Below are 18041 nucleotides of genomic sequence, written 5' to 3'. Positions count from 1 at the left end.
TGGATCACCACAGTCTGAACCGGTCATTGGGGTGCAGCGGCGTGCGCGGTGCCTTTTCGCCGACTGACGAGCACTTTCGGAATCTGGTGCTCAGGGATACGGGGGCCCGCCGGTCCAGCGCGGAGCCGTTGCCTCCCGCAGTCCGCTGAATTCGCGGCTCTCGGTGTTGGCGGCGTCGTCGAAGATCAGCCAGGTTCGCGTGGACAGGACGCCGGGGATTTCCTGCAGGCGTTCGAGGACGAGGGTGCGCAGGGCGTCGTTGTCGGCGGCGCGGACCAGCAGCAGGACGTCGAATTCGGCGGCCAGCAGCGCCATGTGCCAGACCTCGGGGATTCGGCGCAGGTGCTCGCGGATGGTGCGCCACGAGTTCTGGCGGATGGACAGCGCGACGTAGGCCGAGGTGCTCAGGCCGATCCGCGTCGGCTCCACGGTGATGGTGAACCCGGTGATGGTGCCGGACTCGGTGAGTTGCTGCAGGCGCTTGTAGGCGTTCGCGCGGGAGATGTTGACCTGCTCGGCCAGGGCTCGGATGGAGAGCCTGCTGTCTCGTTCCAGAGCGGCCACGATGCGACCGTCCACGTCGTCGAACTTGGCCATTCGTCTCCTTCCCGCTGCGAGAGGGCGGCCGGCCTGACCACATGTCCGGCTTCTCGTCCGATCTGGGCCGGACGTCTCCGATCCACGCTGAAAACTACCCGACCGTTCGGTTGGTTGGAAGACTTCTGCGCATGTCGTCCATCGCTGACACAGATCTCCTCTCGGGCCCGGTCGACGAGGTGTTCCGGGTCCTCGACGAGCGTGGTGAGCCGATCGTCCCGGGCGTGCTGCCGACCGCTGACGAGCTGCTCACCGGCTACCGCGCGCTGGTGCTCGCGCGTCGGCTCAACGAGCAGGCGAGCGCGCTCGTTCGCCAGGGTGCGCTGGCGGTGTACCCGTCCTCGCGCGGCCAAGAGGCCTCCCAGGTCGCCTGCGCCTCGGTGCTGGCCGAACAGGATTGGTTGTTCCCGACCTATCGGGACACGGCGGCCATCGCGGCGCGCGGTGTGGACCCGGTCGAGGTCCTGACGATGCTGCGCGGTGACTGGCACTGCGGGTACGACCCGGTCGAGACCCGGGTGGCCCCGCAGGCCACGCCGCTGGCCACGCAGCTGCTGCACGCGGTGGGCGTGGGCCACGCCGCCCGGTTCAAGGGCGAGGACACCGTGGTGATGGCCCTGTGCGGGGACGGGGCGACCAGCGAGGGCGACTTCCACGAGGCGTGCAACTTCGCCGCCGTGTTCCGCGCACCGGTCGTGTTCTTCGTGCAGAACAACAAGTACGCGATCTCCGTGCCGCTCGCCCGGCAGTCGGTGGCGCCCTCGCTGGCGGCCAAGGCGGTCGGCTACGGCATGCCGGGTGTGCGGGTGGACGGCAACGATCTCCCCGCGGTGATGGCGGTGCTGCGCGCTGCCGTGCGCCGGGCCCGGGCAGGGGAGGGGCCGGTGCTGGTCGAAGCCGACACCTACCGGATGGATCCGCACACCAACGCCGATGACGCGACCCGGTACCGCAGCGACGACGAGGTGTCGGACTGGGAGCGTCGTGACCCCCTGACGAGGCTTCGCGACCACCTGGTCGGGACCGGAGCGCTGGACGAGGTGCGGGAGACCGAGATCGCCGAGGCCGCCGAGGAGATGGCCGCGCTGGTCCGGTCTGGTGTCTCGGCGGAGTCGGAGGTGGATCCTGGCGAGCTGTTCGCTCACGTCTACGCGACCCCGACGCCTCAGCTGCGGGAGCAGCACGCGCTGCTGCGCGCCGAACTCGACGGACAGGAGGCGTGATGGCCGACAAGATCACGATGGCCGCGGCCATCAACACCGCGTTGCGGGACGCGATGAGTTCCGACGAGTCGGTGGTCGTGTTCGGCGAGGACGTCGGCACGCTCGGCGGCGTCTTCCGCGTCACCGACGGGCTCACGCGGGATTTCGGCGAGCAGCGGTGCTTCGACACCCCGCTGGCCGAGTCGGGCATCGTCGGCACGGCGGTCGGGATGGCCATGAACGGGCTGCGGCCCGTGGTGGAGATGCAGTTCGACGCCTTCGCCTATCCCGCCTTCGAGCAGATCGTCAGCCACGTGGCCAAGCTCGGGAACCGAACGAAGGGCAGGCTGCGGCTGCCGATGGTGATCCGCGTTCCCTACGCGGGCGGCATCGGCGGGGTCGAGCACCACTGCGATTCCTCGGAGGCCTACTACGCGCACACGGCGGGTCTCACGGTCGTCGCCCCGGCGACCAACGCCGATGCCTACGGCCTGCTGCGCGCGGCGATCGAGAGCCCGGATCCGGTGGTGTTCCTGGAACCGAAGAAGCACTACTTCAGCAAGGAGGAGGTCGACTTCACCGCGGCGGTGCCGCCGATCGGGCGAGCGGTCGTTCGCCGTCCCGGTCGTCACGCCACGCTGATCTCCTACGGACCCTCGGTGCCGGTCGCGCTCGCCGCTGCCGAGCAGGCCAGGGCAGAGGGGTTCGACCTGGGCGTGGTCGATCTGCGTTCGATCGTGCCGTTCGACGACGAGACCGTGTGCGCCGAGGTGCGTCGCACCGGACGTGCCGTCGTCATCGCCGAAGCCGCGGGATTCGCCTCGGTGGCCTCGGAGATCGCCGCCCGCGTCGGGGAACGGTGCTTCCACCACCTGGAGGCGCCGGTGCGCCGGGTGACCGGTTTCGACATCCCGTACCCGGCGCCGAAGCTCGAGCAGCACCACCTGCCCGGCGTCGACCGCGTCCTCGATGCCGTCGAGGACCTGCAGTGGGAGGAGACCGCGTGAGCGAGAACGTCTTCAACCTGCCCGATCTGGGTGAAGGGCTCACCGAAGCCGCGCTGCTGCGCTGGCTGGTGAAGGTCGGCGACGTGATCGCCGTCGACGCACCCGTGGCCGAGGTGGAAACCGCCAAGGCCGGCGTCGAGGTCCCGTCCCCGCACGCCGGCGTCGTCGCGGCCCTGCACGGCTCCGAAGGCGACGTCGTGAACGTGGGCGAACCGCTGATCACCGTGCGCTCCGACGACGGTGGGGGAATCGGCGCGCGAACTTCACCGGAGGCCGAGGCCTACGTGGACGAGGAGCGTGCGGGCTCGGGCAACGTGCTCATCGGTTACGGCACCACCGGGGACCGGCCTTCCGGCCGCCGTCGTCGGCGCAAACCCGCACCGGCCCCTGCCGCGCAGGGGCCGCACCGTCCGGCCGTGCAGTCTCCGATCGTCCGGCGGCTGGCACGCCAGCGCGGCGTGAACCTCGCTGAGCTGACCGGTACCGGACCCGGCGGTCTCATCACCCGCCGGGACGTCGAATCCGCCGCGCAGGAATCTGCCGCCCAGGCTGAGACGGTGGCTGCCGCTCCTGCGCACAGCACCGGAAGTGACCCGCGCACGGGACTGACGATCGGGAATCGGGTGCCGCTGACGGGAGTGCGCAAGTCGGTGGCCGACACGCTCACCCGCAGCCGCACCGAGATCCCCGAAGCCACGACGTGGGTCGACGTCGACGCCACCACCCTGCTGGAGCTGCGATCCTCGCTCGGCGAATCCGGCGGAGCTCCGGGCGTCCTGGCGATGGTGGCGCGATTCGTCGTCGCCGGTCTGACCCGCTTCCCCGAGCTGAACGCCCGGGTGGACACCGACCGCGGCGAGATCGTGCACATCGAGGGGGTCAACCTGGGGATCGCGGCGCAGACCGAGCGCGGTCTGGTCGTCCCCGCGGTGCGTCGGGCCCACCTCCTCGGCATGCGCGGCCTGGACGGCGAGATCCGCCGGATCACCGCGGCGGCCCGGGACGGGTCGGCCACGCCGACCGAGCTGACCTGTGGCTCGTTCACGTTGAACAACTACGGGGTGCTCGGCGTGGACGGCAGCGCGGCGATCATCAACCACCCCGAGGTCGCGATCCTGGGCATGGGACGCATCCTGCCGCGGCCGTGGGTGGTGAACGGGGAGCTCGTCCCGCGGCAGATCGTCCAGCTCTCACTCGTCTTCGACCACCGGGTCTGCGACGGCGGAACCGCAGGAGGTTTCCTCCGCTTCGTCGCCGACGCGATCGAAGACCCGATCTCCGCACTGGCCGACCTCTGAGAGCTGCCGGTCGGGGAGGTCATCGCGTGAGCCGGTCGGCTCCGCCGGGGGCGAGCTTCAGCAGCAACGGACGGGCTATTGCGTGCGGCTGCGGGAACTTCGGTTCGGCAGGACGCACAGGTCCTCGGGCGGGACCTCAGAACCGTCCGGGCCGCACACCTGGACGCGCACGGGTGCGCCGGTGCTCTCCTCGACCACCCGCAGCGGACCTCCGTCGTCCTGCAGGTAGGCATCGCCCCACTGCATCAGCGCCAGCAGGGTGGGCAGCATCGCCCGTCCCATGTCGGTGAGGAGGTACTCGTAGCGGGTGCGCTGACCTTCCTCGCGGTAGGGCCGCTTCTCGAACACGCCGATGTCGGCCAGCTCCTTGAGCCTGCCGGCCGCCGCCGCGTCGGTGATGCCGACCCGGTTGGCGAAGTCGTGGAACCGGGTGGTGCCGTAGAAGGCCTCGCGCAGCAGCAGCATGGCCGTACGGGTGCCGACCACGGACAGGGCGAGGTCGACCGAACAGTGCGTGGCCCGCCACTCGTCGCGGTCCGCGAGCGGCCCTCCCAACTTCATCGCCATGTCTCCAGGTTACCGCTGGCTCTGCGACGGTAGAGCCAGCCGACGTGCGCACGACGCCTCCCGGCATTGCAGGGTCATCGTTGCGTGGGGGAGCGAGTGTCCGCGGAGGTGGTCGGCACGTGTTCCTCGGAGGGCTCGTAGGTGTCGTGGGAGTTCCGGCGGGCGGCGATCGCGCATCCTGCCAGAGCGCTGGCCAGCGTCGCGGCGATGAGGAAGAGCCAGCCGCGGCGGAAGGCGTCGAGGTCTGGGGTCGCGTCGTAGAGGGCGACCAGCACGGCGGTGCCGAGCACCGCGCCGATCTGCCGCGCTGTGTTGATCATCGAGGAACCCGCGCCCCACCGTTCCGGCGCCAGCACCTGCCCCACCACGCCGGAAAGGCTGGGCATGACCAGCCCGACCCCCGCACCGGTGAACAACTGCCCGGGCAGCAAGCCGCCTGCGTAGTCCGGCGACGGGCCGAGTCTGGACAGCCAGATCGCGGCGCCGATGGCGAACAGCAGGCTGCCGAGCGCTGCCGTCGCCCCCGTCCCCAGTCGGCTGGTGAGGCGACCGCCGAGGGTCAGCGACACCAGCACCATCATCACGGGGCCGGGGGAGAGCCAGAGCCCGGCGACGATCGCCGGTTCTCCCCACAGTCCGGTCAGGAACAGCACGTTGCCGAACAGCATGCTGGCGAACGCCGCCGTGAAGAGCAGCATTGCCAGGCACGCCAACCACAGGGTCGGCACGCGCAGCGAGGGCAGGTCCAGAACCGGAACGGGGTGGCGCTTCGACCTCAGCGTCACCGACAGCAGGCTGAGCACCGCCACCGCGAAACCGATGATCACGCTGGGGTTGTTCCAACCGTGGTCGGTGCCCGAGACCAGAGCCCACGCCAAGGCGCCCACGCCGACCGCCAGGCCGACCGCGCCGAGCAGGTCGGGCACCCCGGAGCCGGTGTCGCGGCGCTCCTTGAGCACGCGGGGCCCGATGAGCAGGGCGAGCAGCCCGACCGGGATGTTGACCAGGAACACCCAGCGCCAGGACAGCTCCAGGAGCAGACCGCCCAGCGGTGGCCCCAGCGCTGCGGCCACGCCGCCGACCGCGGCCCAGGTGCTCACCGCGGCGGCGCGGCGTGCCGGTGGGAACGCGGACAGCAGCAGCGCCAGCGAGGTCGGTATGACCAGCGCCGCGCCCACGGCCTGCAGCACCCGGAAGGTCACGAGCAGCGGGATCGAGGGAGCGAAGGCGCAGGCGGCGGAGCCGACGGTGAACACCGCGAGACCGACGAGGAAGACCAGCCGGCGGCCGTAACGGTCGGCCAGGCGACCCGCCGGTGCGAGCAGGGCGGCGAACGCGACGGTGTAGCCGTTGAGGACCCAGGACAAGGTGGCCAGGCTGCTGCCGGGAAACGCCAGTCGGATGTCCGGGAACGCGATGTTGACGATGAACAGGTCCAGGCTCGCCAGGAACGCCGCCGCGGACACCACGAACAGGACCACTCCGGGGCGCCCCGCGACTCGCGACGACGTGCCGGTGCTGGCGGTCATGACGCCTCGTCTCACAGTTCCAGGGGATGTGGGCAAGGCTGACTATAGAGCACTATAGTCAGTACGTGGTCTGTGCGGGGCCTCGAGATGCCGGGCACCGTTCTCCGCGCGCGTCCTGGTCTGGTGTGGATCTGGAGTAGGAGTGAAGCGCGGGCTTCCGCAACGGCGACGAAATGCAACTCCGAGAACGCGACACGTTGCAGGTGCTGGTGTTTCACGCCCGAGCGTCTCTTGTGGACGAATCTGGGGCTCAAAGGGGCGTGGGTTCGAACAGCGGGCGTTCAAGTCCGCTGAGGGATGACGCGGGCGATGTCGCGGACGACGGCGCGGGTCTCGGCGGGCCAGGCCAGCCACGTGACCAGGGGCAGCTCCGGCTCGGTCAGCGGTAGCCAGGGCCAGTCCGGCAGCAGCCGGTGCGCGGAGTGCTCGACCAGCAGCACCGCATCGGCCTTCACCGCTTCGGCGCAGGCCAGGGCGTGTTCGGAGAACTGGGTGAACTGCCAGAGCGGCACCGCGCCCGCGGCGTGCGCCGCCATGACGAGGCGGTCGTCGACGACGGGGACCTGCTGCCGGCCGTGGGCGAGGACGCGCAGGTTGTCCAAGTCCTGCATCCGGCAGGTCGTTCCCGAGGCGAGCGGGTGCCCGGGGCGTGCGGCGACGCCGAAGGGCACCTCGAACAGCACTGTGCCGCGCAGTTTGCCGGCCGGTTGTTCGCGGACCATCCCGATGTCGAGGTGGCCCTCGCGGATCATGCGCAGCTGCTCGGAGCTGCCGGCCTCGATCAACGTGATCGAGGCGTGCGGGACCTCGGTCTCCAGCGCGGCCAGGACGTCGAGCAGCCACCCCTCCGGCAAGCCCGGTGGGACGCCGATGTGCACGACCTCGCGGGTGTGGCTCGTCGCGGAACGCGCCATGTCGGGCGCGGCGTCGGCGAGGCGCAGCAGCAGCAACGCGTGCCGGTGCAGCGCCACCCCGGCTGGGGTCAGCGACGTGCCTGCCGCGTTGCGCTCGAACAAGGCCGCGCCGATGTCGCTCTCGAGCTGGCGGATCTGCCGGCTCAGCGACGGCTGGGTCAGGTGCAGCCGCTCCGCCGCCTGGGTGAGGGACCCTTCCGCCGCGACCGCGACGAAGTACCGGAGGTGGCGCAGCTCCATCGGTCTCCTCACTTCCCCATGTCATGCCTGGCAGGCATGACATGTCTTGACAACGGGTATTGGACGGCTCCGCGCGAACGCGGTCTACTCATCTGCAGTCGGAGTTCTACCTCGATCTTACGCAGTCCCGGAGTGCGGACGGGCCGCGTGACCAATCGCCGTACGCTGCACCGGGCATGTCTGACAGGCAGGTGCCGCAGTGTCGCAGAAGGGGCCTCAACGATGAGTCTCACCTCGGAGCCGGTCATCGACCGGCGGCCGTACCGCTGGGTGGTGCTGGCCCTGTCCTGGGCGGCGTTCACCATGACCGCGGTGGATCGGTCGACCTGGGGACCGGCCTCGGTGTCGGTAGGCGAACACCTGGGTGTCTCCCTCGCCGGGCTCGGTGTCTTCGCCACCGGGTACTACGTCGGCTACGTCATCTCCAACGCCGCGGGCGGGGTGCTGACCGACTGGCTCGGGCCCCGCGTGGTGATCGGCTGCTCGCTGTTCGCCGCAGGCGGTTTCATGGTCCTGTTCGGTGAAACCGATTCGATGGCCACGGGTATCGCCTTCCAAGCCGCGGTCGGCGTGTTCGCGGGATGCGACTACTCGGCCGGGGTCAAGCTGATCTCGCAGTGGTTCCCGTCCCAGGACCGCGGATTCGCCATGGGCGTGTTCATGACGGCCACCTCGCTGGGTGCCGTGATCGCCAACGCGGTCGTGCCGAGCCTCATCGCCGCCTCCGGGTGGCGCACCTCCTACCACGTGTTCGGCGCCGCATCGATGACCGTCGCGGTTCTGTGCTTCGCGCTGCTCCGCAACGGCACGCAGTCCACCAGCGCACCGCGGGAGGTGCCGAACTTGCGTCCGCTGGTCCGCAACCGCGACCTGTGGTTGCTCGGACTGGCCGGTTTCGGTGGCCTGTGGGGCACGTACGGGTTCATCACGTGGTCCAACGCGTTGATGGTCAAGGGAAGTCACATCTCCGCGGTGCAGGCCGGAATCGTGGTCGTGATCTTCGGAATCGCGGCGAGCGTCGCCAAACCCCTCATGGGCCTGGTCTCCGACGTCTTCGGCGACAGACGCAGAATCCCCACCGCCATCGTGCTCGGCGCCTTCGTCGTGGCGCTGCTGGGCTTCGGAACCCGAGACAGCCTGACCGGATTCCTCTGGATGGCACCGCTGCTCGGAGTCGCGGCCTACGGCTACAGCCCGCTGATGGTCGCGCTGATCCCCAAGCTCGCCGGAGTGCGGCTCGCGGGCTCCGCCGCCGGTGCCACGAACGCGTTCTGGCAGCTGGGTAGCACGATCGTCCCGGTCGTGCTCGGCGCGGTGTTCCAGGCGACGCAGTCGTTCTTCCTGGCCTTCGCCACCCTCGCCGCCGGTCCGCTGCTCGGCATGGTGCTCATGCTCGGCGTCCGGGAAAACCGTTCGGCCGAGCCGATGTCCGTGGTCAAGACCGAAGCCACCGCCCGGTAGGAAAGGAAATCCAAGGGTGATCGAGAACTACGACGTCATCGTCGCAGGAGGCGGTTCCGCGGGAATCGCGGCCGCGATCGGGGCCTCCCGCGCGGGGTCGCGCACGCTGCTGATCGACCGCGGCCCCTGCCTCGGCGGAGCGGCCACGCTGCGGAACGTGGTGACCTACTGCGGACTGCACACCGAAGACCGCAGGCAGGTCGCGTTCGGTGTGGCCGAGGAGATGCTCGCCGGACTGAGGGAACTGGGGGCGGTGACCGAGCCGCAGCGGTTCAAGGCGGTCGCGGTCGTCTTCGACCCGGAAGCCGTCAAGCGCGTCGCGGACCAGCTGTGCCACGACGCGGGCGTGGACGTGCTGCTGCACTCCCACCTTCTCGAAGCCGAGCGGGAGGACGACCGGATCACCGCGGTGCGGGTGGCCGACCACTCCGGGGTGCACGAGCACGCGGCCGCGGCGTTCGTCGACGCCACCGGCGAGGCGGACCTGGCCCACCACGGCGGCGCGGAGGTCCGCTACGGCAACGACGGGTGGGTGCTCAACGGCACGCTCGGCGTTCGCTTCGGCGGCATTCCCGCCGATGCGCCGGTCACGCGCGACGCGCTCGCCGCGGCGGTGCGGGCGGCCAAGGAAGATGGCGCCCAGGACCTCACCGGTGAGACGGGCCTCATCGCGCGAATGCCGGTGTCCGGGGACCTGATCACCTATCTCGCCGATGAGGGGTATGACGCGCGCGATGCCGCTGAGACGAGTCGCGCGGAGCGCAGCGCCCGGCAGCAGGCGCAGGCGTATCTCGCGGTCGTCCGTGGTCTGCCGGGCTGCGGCAACGCCTACATCGTCAGCACCGGGCCCGAACTGGGCACCCGGGAGTCCCGCCACCTCGTGGGCCGGGAGCAGCTGACCGAGAAGGACGTCCTGCGGCCCGGGCCGGTGGACGAGGCGGTGGCGGTGGGCGCCTGGCCGATCGAGTCCCACCCTGGTCCGGGACTGCCCGTGGAGTGGAACTACATCGCCGACCCGGGCTACTACGGGATCCCGCTCGACGTGCTGCGCAGCCGCAACACGCGGAACCTGGTCGCCGGTGGGCGCACCGTCGACGGTGACCGCGGCGCCGGAGCGTCCCTGCGAGTCATGGGAACCGCTTTCGCCACCGGGCAGGCCGCCGGCGTCGCCGCGGCCTTCATCGCCCGCGACGGTGACGTCGAGACCACCTCAGTGCGACGCGAACTCGACCGCCAGGGCGCCCGGCTGCCGTGCTGAATCACCGAAACCCCGCCACTTCTCCGCCATCGGGCGCATCATGGAAGGGTTCCGGGTCGAAAGAACTGCTCTTTTCTTTCTACCGAACGGAATTCAGTCGCTCCGCGAAACCGCGAAGGGTCCACCTGCTCGACGACTACGTCGTAAAGCAGGTGGACCCTTCGGTCGGACGGGTTCACGCCCTTCTCGGCCCATGCAGGACCCGGCTCGGGCCGCGTGAGCGTCGAACTTCCACGACCACCGTACCGAAGTCACCGGTCGAATATCCATTGAGGACGACCTAGCCGAAAGGTCCTGACCACCGGATGAAGCGAACTCACCAGCAAATCGCGTTCGCCGGTGAACGGCAACTCTCGGAAGCGGTTGCGCCCGTCACCGCGCGCTCGTCGCTCGCGCTGGGGTGCGGGGGACGGTTCTGCGCGGCGGCCGCGCGGTGCCTGAAATCGGCATGGGACCGCCGACTCGCAGCGCTGATAGAGGCTCTTTATCGGAGCCTTTCAAAATTCGTCTAGCCAGATTTCCCCGATCTGTTTGATCGAACGGTGCACAGCTGAGAACCTCTGCGGAAGCACACAACGAAAAAGGTCCTGCTGCCACGGTGCAGGATGTGTCACATCGCTTCCGGCGCGGGCCGCGCCGAGCTTGAGTCAGCGGCGCAGGATGAAATCGTGATGCCGGCGCATCGACGGCCGGCGACGCCCCGTGCGGGCGTCCTGTGAGGAGGTTCATCACACCCGTCGAAACTCGTCGTTCCCCACGCGGGAGTGGCGATGCATTCCGCTCGTGCCGAAGTTCTCCAAGCTGGTGAATCAGGGTTTCAAAATGAAAACATCGCAAAACAATCGTGCGACGAATCATACCGTTTTCGCGGTATCGATCGCCGTTTCGGCGCTGGTCGTCCTGTGGGGAGCGGTGGACCCCAACGGGTTCGGGACCGTCACAACACAGCTCTTCGACTACGTCGTATCGGATTTGAGCTGGTTCTTCCTGCTCACCGCGAACATTTTCCTCGTTTTCGTCATCTACCTCGGACTGAGCGGCTACGGGCGGATCAAGCTCGGAGCGGATCGGGACAAGCCGGAATTCGGCCGGTTGTCCTGGTTCGCCATGATGTTCCAGGCGGGGATGGGTCCCGCGATCATCTTCTGGGGCCTGGCCGAACCGCTGTCGCACTACGTCGACGTTCCCTTCGGACTCGCTCCGCCCGACAGCGACGAAGCCGCCGGGGTAGCGATCCAGTACTCGTTCTTCCACTGGGCGCTGCACCCGTGGGCGATCTACGCGGTCGCCGGCCTGGCCGTGGCCTACTTCACCCACCGCAAGAACGAGCGGGGGCTGCTCAGCGCGATCTTCCGGCCGCTGCTCGGCGATCGCGTCGACGGACCGCTGGGCAAGGTCATCGACGTGCTGGCGGTGCTGGCGGTGGTGTTCGGCATCGCCGTGGCGCTGGGGCAGGCAGGCCTGCAGATGACCGCGGGACTGGGCGAGACCTTCGGGCTGCCCACCGGCATCGTCGTGCAGCTGATCGTGCTGGCCCTGACCACGGCCGCGTTCATGGGCTCGGCGACGACGCGGATCGAGCACGGCATCAAGTGGCTGTCGAACATCAGCATGCTCATCGCCCCGATCCTGCTGATCTTCTACGTCGTCGTGGGCCCGAGCGTCACCCAGATCAACGCCTTCACCGAGGGCCTCGGCGACTACCTGGGCAACATCCTGCCGATGAGCTTCCGGCTGGACGCCTTCAGCCCGGACAACGGGTGGATGGGCAGCTGGACCGTCTTCTACTGGTCCTGGTGGATCGCCTGGGCCCCGTACGTGGGTCTGTTCATGGCGCGCATCTCGCGCGGTCGCACGATCCGCGAGTTCGTCGCGGCCACCGTGCTGGTGCCCAGCCTGGTCAGCATGGTCTGGATCGCGGTGTTCGGCGGTGCCGCGCTGCAGCTGGCGCGCAGCGGCCTGGCCGGTGACATCGCGCGGACCGTTCAGGAGAGCCCCGCGGCCGGGATGTTCGTGTTCATCCAGCAGTACCCGATGGCCGGAATCATGTCGGTGATCACGCTGATCGTGCTGTGGGTGTTCTTCGTAGCGGGCGCCGACGCGGGCACCGTGGTGCTGGGCGAGTTGTCCACGGGCGGCGAGCCGAACCCCAAGACCTGGGTGCGGCTGCTGTGGGGCGTGCTGCTCGCCGGGGTCGCGGCGGTGCTGCTGGTCTCCGGTGGCCTCGACGGGCTGCAGAAGGCCTCGGTGCTCACCGGGACGCCCTTCGCGATCATCCTGGTCGGCATCTGCGCGGCCTTCTACAAAACCCTCCGGGACGAGCACGGCCCCACCAGTGCCGGGGCACCGGTCTCCGGTGCCCACGCAGCGCCGGAAGAACCCCCGCAGGACGCCGAGGTCGCCGCGGTGAGCGCGGAGCCCACCTCGAGCGAGGGCCGATGATCTCACCGGTTGTCCTGCGTTAGGAGCAGTTCGAGGATGCGGCGGTGGCGGCCGGTACCGCCACCGCCGCATCCTCGCGGCATGTCTCAGCGGTTTCCGGCACAACGAAAACGTCGTTCTCGTCACGTCGGCCGGTGGTCGGGGTGCCGGTAGCGGGTCAGGAGCAGGACATCGCCAAGCCGCCGTCGACCGGCAGGCACACCCCGTTGACGTACGCGGCCTCCGGCGAGGCGAGGAACAGGCTCGCGTTGGCGACATCCCACGGCGTGCCCATGCGGCCCGTCGGGCTCGCCGCGTTGCGGGCGGCCAGCAGTTCGTCGATCGAACCCGCCTGCGTTGAGAGCTGTTCGCGCACCAGCGGGGTGTCGATGAAACCGGGAGCGACCGAGTTCGCCCGGATGCCCCGGGCCGCGTAGGTCAGGGCGAGAGACACCGTCACCTGGTTGACCGCCGCTTTCGCCGACATGTAGGCCGGGTAGTCGTACCCGACGTGCCGCAGCGCCGCCAGCGACGACACGTTGACGATCGCTCCTCCACCGCGCTCCAGCATTGAGGGCAGCACGTGCTTGCACGCCAGGAACACGCCGTCGACGTTGAGGGCGAACGCCCGTCGCCACTCCTCGAGGCTCAGCTCGATCGGTCCGCCGAGCACCGTGACGCCCACGTTGTTGTGCAGCACGTCGGGCGGGCCCAGCGCGTCGGTCGCCGTGCGAACCGCCGTCTCGACCTGGTCGGAGTCGGTGACGTCAGCGTTGATCGCCACCGCGATTCCGCCCTCGCCGCGCACCGCGTCGGCTGTGCGCTGGGCAGCCTCGGGAGAGACGTCCGCCACGCCGACCGACGCGCCGTGGCGGGCGTACGTCATCGCCGCTGCCTGTCCGTTGTTGACGCCGCCCGGGCCGCCGCCGCCCCCGAAAACGAGCGCCACCTGCCCTGCCAGTCGTTTCTCGCTCATGCGTGCGTTCCGTTCGTCGCGTCCTCAACGTAGAGCTCGAACGTGACCGCGACCGGGTTCTCCCCGGGGACCAGCACGCCGGAGTGGACGGCGCCGTGACGGTCCACCAGCGATCCCGCGAGCACGACGTCGTCGCCGCGGACCGTGCCCGTCAACTTCGTGAACTCCGTTGCGGGCCAATCGACCTCGACGACGTCGTTCGATCCGGACCACAGGCGAGCGCCGACGACGCTGCCGAGACTCGCTCGCACGGTGGCCACCCCGAACCCGGCCGCCCGTGCGATTGACGCCGCGGCGGCGTGCAGATCCTCGCCGGGCCGAACCCGGGCGGCGACCGCACGCGGATTCGTCGCCTCCGCGCGGGGATGCGGGGTGAACGCGGGCATCTGTGTTTCCGAATCGGTGTGGCTGACGAAGGTCACGTCGTGGAGGAGGCGGACGGTCGCCTCGACGGGCAGGTCCCCGACGGTCGTGCCGGGGAGCAGATGACCGCCGCGGACCTTGCCGGAGCGGTCGAGCCATGTCGCGTGGACGTGCGCGAATCCCGCGCCGTCCCGGAGTCCGACCGTCGCCGAACCGCCGAGCACGAAGCACGGTCCCGCCGGTTCGACCGTTTCGCTGAAGTAGGCGGGGTGCTCGGTGCCGATGGCCGGGTGCACGTATCGGAGGACACCGAACGAGCCGTTCGCCAGCTCGACGCTCGCCGCTGCAGCACCGGCGCCCTCGGTCAACCGCCACAGCGCCTCGGCCACGCCCGCGCCGCGGGGAAGCGCAGCACGCAGCACCGAGACGTCCGTGGGCACCGACACGATCCGCTCGGGAGCACGCGGGCCCGGATGCCGCAACGGGGTTCCGGCCCGGCGTTCGTGCTCGCGCAGTTCGGTCACGACGCCTCCAGCAGTTGTCGGATCGTGCGCTTGACGACTTTGCCGTAACCGGACTTGGGGATGTCGTCCCACCAGACGAACCGCTTCGGGATCTTGTACCGGGCGAGCGATTCGCCGAGCCATGATCGGAGCTCGTCGGTGTCCGCGGCTCGCCCGTCGGCTGCGACGCACACCGCCACACCGATCTCGCCCCACTTGGGGTCCGGCACCCCCACGACCGCGACCTCGGCGATCGCCGGGTGGTGGAGCAGACGTTCTTCGATCTCGCGCGGGTAGACGTTGGATCCACCGGAGATGAACATGTCCGACGCTCTTCCGGTGACGTAGACGTAGCCCTCGTCGTCAACCATGCCCAGATCGCCGGTCCGGAACCAGCCGTCGCGGAAGGACTTGGAGTTCGCCTCGTCGTTGCGCAGGTAACCGGGGAAGACCGCGGGGCCCGCGACGCAGATCTCGCCTTGCTCACCGGACGCCACTGGGGTGCCGTCGGCGTTCTGGATGCTGACCTGCATGCCGGTGCGTGGATGGCCGCACGTGCCGAACTCGACTCCGTCTGGGGACGGACGGCCATGTTGCTCCGGGGGCAGGACCGTGATGTTCCCGGTGACCTCGCCGAGGCCGTAGTACTGCACGAGCACGTTCCCCAGCACCTCGCGGGCGCGCTCCTGGTCGGCCCGGTACATGGGGGCACCGGCGTAGATGACGTAGCGCAGCGAGCTCAGGTCGTGCTCGGTCGCCTCGGACGACTGGGTCAGCGTCGTCAGGATCGTCGGCACGGTGAACGCGTTCGTCACGCGCTCACGCTCGACCAGCCGCCAGATCTCGCCCGCGTCGAGACTGGCCGACGTCGGCAGCACCGTCTTGGCGCCCCGTGCCACTTGCGGCAGCAGGTGCACTCCGGCTCCGTGCGACAGCGGCGCCACCACGATCTGCGCGTCGTCGGCCGCGAGCCCGGGCATGAGGTCGCAGATGTGGTTGTTGACGACGAAACCCAACCGGTCGTGGGTGAGCACGACGGCCTTCGGTCTGCCGCTCGTGCCCGAGGTGAAGAAGTACCACGCGTGGTCGCCGTTCCACACCGGCTCGTCCGGTTCGCGGTCGGGCACATCGGGCAGTCCGGAGATGGAGTCCGGTGCGGCCGGCTCGGCGCCGATCCAGAGGGTTCCCGAGGTCAGGTCCGCTGCGCGGGACACCGCGTCGGCGTGATCGCGGTAGTCGGCGTGGCAGATCAGGGCCGACGGCGTCGTCAGCTCGGCGAGACCCGCGACCTCCGGTGGTGTCAGCCGGAAGTTGGCGGGTGCGAACACCGCGCCCGCTCGCCACACGCCGAACATGACCGCGATCAGTTCGGTGTGGTTGGGGGAGTGGACGAGTACCGCGTCTCCACGTCGGATACCTCGCTGGCGCAACTCCGCGGCCACGGCGGAGGCGCGGGCGTCGAGCTGCCGCCACGTGAGTCGGTCCTGACCGGACACGACGGCGTCGCGGTCGGGCATGCGGGCGGACGTGCCGGTGAGCAGATGGGCCAGGTTGACCGCGCGGAGCGTCGTGGGAGCGCTCACCGGATGCGCTCCAGCACCGAACAGTAATTGGCGACGGCGACGCCGCCCATGTTGAACACGGCGGCCAGCTCGGCCCCGGGGACCTGCATGTCGCCTGCTTCGCCGGTGAGCTGCAGCGAGGCCATGATGTGCTGCGAGATGCCCGTAGCTCCGATGGGATGGCCCTTCGACTTGAGACCCCCGGAGGGATTGACGGGGAGGTCGCCGCCGCGCTCGGTGCCGCCCTCCTCGAGCAGGGCGGCGCCCTTGCCGGGAGCGGCGAGCTCGAAAGCCTCGTATTGCAGCAGCTCGGCGATGGTGAAGCAATCGTGCGTCTCAAGCAGGTCCAGCGCCGGCAGATCGGCGCCCGCGTCGGACATCGCGCGGGTGAACGCCGCCCTGGCTCCGGCGAAGGCGAGGACGTCGTCGCGGCGGCTCAGCGGAAGGTGATCGTTCGCGTGGGCGCGGCCGCGCCAACCGATCGCGCGCGGTGCGGTCGCCGCAACCTCCGGTGCAGCGACGACCAGTGCTGCCGCTCCGTCCGACACGAGCGAGCAGTCGGTGCGCCGCAAGGGATCCGCGACCAGCGGGTTGCGATCGGAGACCTCCGCGCAGAACTCGAAACCGAGGTCCTTGCGCAGATGGGCGTACGGGTTGCCGACGCCGTTGCGATGGTTCTTCGCCGCGATGCGGGCGAGGGCGTCGGAGTGGTCGCCGTAGCGTTCGAAGTAGGTGCGCGCGATGTCGCCGAACACCCCGGCGAAGCTGCCCGCTTGCTCCTCTTCCTCCCGGTACGAGGCAGTGAGCAGGACATCGTTCACGACCTCCGGCTCTGCCGCGGTCATCTTCTCGGCGCCGGCGACGAGCGCGATCCGCCCGCGACCGGACTGCACGAAGTCGAGCGCCGCGAACAGTGCCGATGACCCGGTGGCACAGGCGTTCTCGGTGCGCACCGCTGGGATCGACGCCAGTGCCGGCTCACCTGCGCCGACGAGCCCGGCTTCGAACCCCTGGCGCGAGAACCCTCCGTTGAAGACACCGACGAACACGCCGTCGACGTCACCGGGTGCGACGCCCGCGTGCTGGAGCGCCGGGCCGGTGACGTTCGAGAGCAAGGCCTGGACGTCCGGCTCCGTGGTCTTGCCGAACGCGGAATGGGACCAGCCGATGATGGCGGGACTGTCTGTCATGGTCGTCCTCTCGTCCGTCGGGATTCCTCGGAACGAATCAGCGCGGTGTGGACCGCTTCCGCTTCGTGGCGGAGGAGTTCGGCGAGTTCTTCTCGCCGGTGCGGTTCGAAGCGTTCGGCGATGCTGGCCACGCTCAGCGCTGCGACCGGCCGGCCCGCGGAGTCGCGGACGGCGACACCGATCGCCCACGATCCTGCGATCACGCGACCGTCGTTGAGGGCGTAGCCGGCTTCCTGAGAACGCCGGACCAGGTCGCGCACCGCGTCGTCATCGAACCGCGGGTAGTGCCGGCGAGTGGCCGCCGTTGAAGCCAGCACGGATTCAACGTCCTCATCGGACAACGCGCTGAGTATGGCGAGGCTTCCAGCGCCCACTCCGAGCGGGTGCCTATCGCCGACGGCGAGTGCGTTGTTGCGGATCGGTCCGGGACCTTCCTGGCGGCGTGCGCACACCGCGTAGCTCCCGTGCCGCACCGTGAGGAAGGTCGTGTCGGTGGAGGCGTCGGCGAGTCGGATCAGGCTGTCGGTGCTCGCCGCACCGAGGTCGTCGCCGTCCTGGCCTGCGAGGTCACCCAGGACCCGCGCCTGGATGCCGAGGCGGTACAGCGTCGATTCCGGCTCTTGTTCGACGTAGCCCTCACTCGCCAGCGCCACGAGCGTGCGTCGCACGCTCGCCTTGGGCCTGCCGCTGACTCGGGTGAGTTCGGCGAGGGAAACGCCTTCGGGGCGGTCGCGGGCCAGCACGCCGACGAGGTTCAGCAGGACCAGCGCTCGCTGGATGCTCTGCGATCCAGCGGGTGCGCCGGCGTCGTCAGCGGCGTGCGCGATGGTCCAAGATGCGGAACGTCTCGCCGCTTGACCTCGCTCAGCGTGGTACGAGGGCGTGCTTTTCGCGTCGGCATTGGCGCTCACGGCGCAATGATGCGTTCAGGAACACCGGATGGCAATGGTCCA

At 69.6% G+C, this 18041-nt stretch carries 15 protein-coding genes; 6 read left to right on the top strand and 9 right to left on the bottom strand.

What is annotated here, in order from left to right:
* Nucleotides 1–90: 90 nt before the first annotated feature.
* Nucleotides 91–597, bottom strand: a complete 507-nt coding sequence (locus AB0J78_RS06700; protein WP_363787669.1) for an Lrp/AsnC family transcriptional regulator — start codon at nt 595–597, stop codon at nt 91–93.
* A 131-nt stretch (nt 598–728) separates the two neighbouring features.
* On the opposite strand from AB0J78_RS06700, the gene pdhA reads away from it, so the two are divergent.
* From pdhA to AB0J78_RS06685, 3 genes are read left to right on the top strand one after another with little or no spacing between them, the layout of a single operon-like run.
* Nucleotides 729–1820, top strand: a complete 1092-nt coding sequence (gene pdhA / locus AB0J78_RS06695) for a pyruvate dehydrogenase (acetyl-transferring) E1 component subunit alpha (protein WP_363787668.1) — start codon at nt 729–731, stop codon at nt 1818–1820.
* On the top strand, nt 1820–2806 hold the full coding sequence (locus AB0J78_RS06690; RefSeq protein WP_363787667.1) for an alpha-ketoacid dehydrogenase subunit beta: 987 nt from the start codon (nt 1820–1822) through the stop codon (nt 2804–2806). Before pdhA ends, AB0J78_RS06690 begins: the two co-directional genes overlap by 1 nt.
* Entirely contained in the window at nt 2803–4104 is a 1302-nt protein-coding gene (locus tag AB0J78_RS06685) for a dihydrolipoamide acetyltransferase family protein (RefSeq protein WP_363787666.1), read from the top strand. Before AB0J78_RS06690 ends, AB0J78_RS06685 begins: the two co-directional genes overlap by 4 nt.
* 75 nt (nt 4105–4179) lie before the next feature.
* Here AB0J78_RS06685 and AB0J78_RS06680 read toward each other — a convergent pair whose 3' ends face one another.
* The 3 genes from AB0J78_RS06680 to AB0J78_RS06670 form a co-directional block, all read right to left on the bottom strand.
* Nucleotides 4180–4671, bottom strand: a complete 492-nt coding sequence (locus AB0J78_RS06680; protein ID WP_363787665.1) for a helix-turn-helix domain-containing protein — start codon at nt 4669–4671, stop codon at nt 4180–4182.
* Nucleotides 4672–4745: 74 nt separating this feature from the next.
* A complete protein-coding gene (locus AB0J78_RS06675) occupies nt 4746–6200 on the bottom strand; it encodes a DHA2 family efflux MFS transporter permease subunit (RefSeq protein WP_363787664.1) in 1455 nt (484 codons plus the stop codon).
* Nucleotides 6201–6481: 281 nt separating this feature from the next.
* Entirely contained in the window at nt 6482–7354 is an 873-nt protein-coding gene (locus AB0J78_RS06670) for a LysR family transcriptional regulator (protein ID WP_363787663.1), read from the bottom strand.
* A 222-nt stretch (nt 7355–7576) separates the two neighbouring features.
* Here AB0J78_RS06670 and AB0J78_RS06665 point away from each other — a divergent pair, with 222 nt between their 5' ends.
* From AB0J78_RS06665 to AB0J78_RS06655, 3 genes are all read left to right on the top strand, one after another.
* Complete coding sequence (locus AB0J78_RS06665; RefSeq protein WP_363787662.1) at nt 7577–8815, top strand: MFS transporter; 1239 nt, start codon at nt 7577–7579, stop codon at nt 8813–8815.
* A 16-nt stretch (nt 8816–8831) separates the two neighbouring features.
* The gene (locus tag AB0J78_RS06660) at nt 8832–10073 is read left to right on the top strand and encodes an FAD-dependent oxidoreductase (protein ID WP_363787661.1); all 1242 of its coding nucleotides are present in this window, start codon (nt 8832–8834) and stop codon (nt 10071–10073) included.
* An 822-nt stretch (nt 10074–10895) separates the two neighbouring features.
* Nucleotides 10896–12515 carry a BCCT family transporter gene (locus AB0J78_RS06655; RefSeq protein ID WP_363787660.1) on the top strand — a complete coding sequence of 540 codons (1620 nt, stop codon included), beginning with the start codon at nt 10896–10898 and terminating at the stop codon, nt 12513–12515.
* 157 nt (nt 12516–12672) lie between these two features.
* Here AB0J78_RS06655 and AB0J78_RS06650 read toward each other — a convergent pair whose 3' ends face one another.
* Genes AB0J78_RS06650 through AB0J78_RS06630 form a run of 5 tightly spaced genes read right to left on the bottom strand, consistent with a single transcriptional unit; the run spans nt 12673 to nt 17999 of the window.
* Nucleotides 12673–13470, bottom strand: coding sequence for an SDR family NAD(P)-dependent oxidoreductase (locus AB0J78_RS06650; RefSeq protein ID WP_363787659.1), 798 nt, complete (start codon nt 13468–13470; stop codon nt 12673–12675).
* Complete coding sequence (locus tag AB0J78_RS06645) at nt 13467–14357, bottom strand: DUF296 domain-containing protein (RefSeq protein WP_363787658.1); 891 nt, start codon at nt 14355–14357, stop codon at nt 13467–13469. The genes AB0J78_RS06650 and AB0J78_RS06645 overlap by 4 nt, the downstream gene beginning before the upstream one ends.
* Complete coding sequence (locus tag AB0J78_RS06640) at nt 14354–15919, bottom strand: acyl-CoA synthetase (RefSeq protein WP_363787657.1); 1566 nt, start codon at nt 15917–15919, stop codon at nt 14354–14356. Before AB0J78_RS06640 ends, AB0J78_RS06645 begins: the two co-directional genes overlap by 4 nt.
* Entirely contained in the window at nt 15916–17088 is a 1173-nt protein-coding gene (locus AB0J78_RS06635; protein ID WP_363787656.1) for an acetyl-CoA acetyltransferase, read from the bottom strand. The genes AB0J78_RS06640 and AB0J78_RS06635 overlap by 4 nt, the downstream gene beginning before the upstream one ends.
* A complete protein-coding gene (locus AB0J78_RS06630) occupies nt 17085–17999 on the bottom strand; it encodes an IclR family transcriptional regulator (RefSeq protein WP_363787655.1) in 915 nt (304 codons plus the stop codon). Before AB0J78_RS06630 ends, AB0J78_RS06635 begins: the two co-directional genes overlap by 4 nt.
* Nucleotides 18000–18041: the final 42 nt, after the last annotated feature.

Origin of the sequence: Saccharopolyspora sp. NPDC049426 (assembly GCF_040676935.1) — a bacterium.
Lineage (GTDB): Bacteria > Actinomycetota > Actinomycetes > Mycobacteriales > Pseudonocardiaceae > Saccharopolyspora.
The sequence above is the reverse complement of the archived record's forward strand: the minus strand, read 5'-3'. Positions and strand labels throughout refer to the sequence as shown.

Bases quoted from the DNA above. Each gene is read 5' to 3' on its own strand.
- AB0J78_RS06675 (WP_363787664.1), bottom strand. From the start codon at position 6,200: ATGACCGCCAGCACCGGCACGTCGTCGCGAGTCGCGGGGCGCCCCGGA.
- AB0J78_RS06665 (WP_363787662.1), top strand. From the start codon at position 7,577: ATGAGTCTCACCTCGGAGCCGGTCATCGACCGGCGGCCGTACCGCTGG.
- AB0J78_RS06700 (WP_363787669.1), bottom strand. From the start codon at position 597: ATGGCCAAGTTCGACGACGTGGACGGTCGCATCGTGGCCGCTCTGGAA.
- pdhA (WP_363787668.1), top strand. From the start codon at position 729: ATGTCGTCCATCGCTGACACAGATCTCCTCTCGGGCCCGGTCGACGAG.
- AB0J78_RS06635 (WP_363787656.1), bottom strand. From the start codon at position 17,088: ATGACAGACAGTCCCGCCATCATCGGCTGGTCCCATTCCGCGTTCGGC.
- AB0J78_RS06690 (WP_363787667.1), top strand. From the start codon at position 1,820: ATGGCCGACAAGATCACGATGGCCGCGGCCATCAACACCGCGTTGCGG.
- AB0J78_RS06670 (WP_363787663.1), bottom strand. From the start codon at position 7,354: ATGGAGCTGCGCCACCTCCGGTACTTCGTCGCGGTCGCGGCGGAAGGG.
- AB0J78_RS06650 (WP_363787659.1), bottom strand. From the start codon at position 13,470: ATGAGCGAGAAACGACTGGCAGGGCAGGTGGCGCTCGTTTTCGGGGGC.
- AB0J78_RS06655 (WP_363787660.1), top strand. From the start codon at position 10,896: ATGAAAACATCGCAAAACAATCGTGCGACGAATCATACCGTTTTCGCG.
- AB0J78_RS06680 (WP_363787665.1), bottom strand. From the start codon at position 4,671: ATGGCGATGAAGTTGGGAGGGCCGCTCGCGGACCGCGACGAGTGGCGG.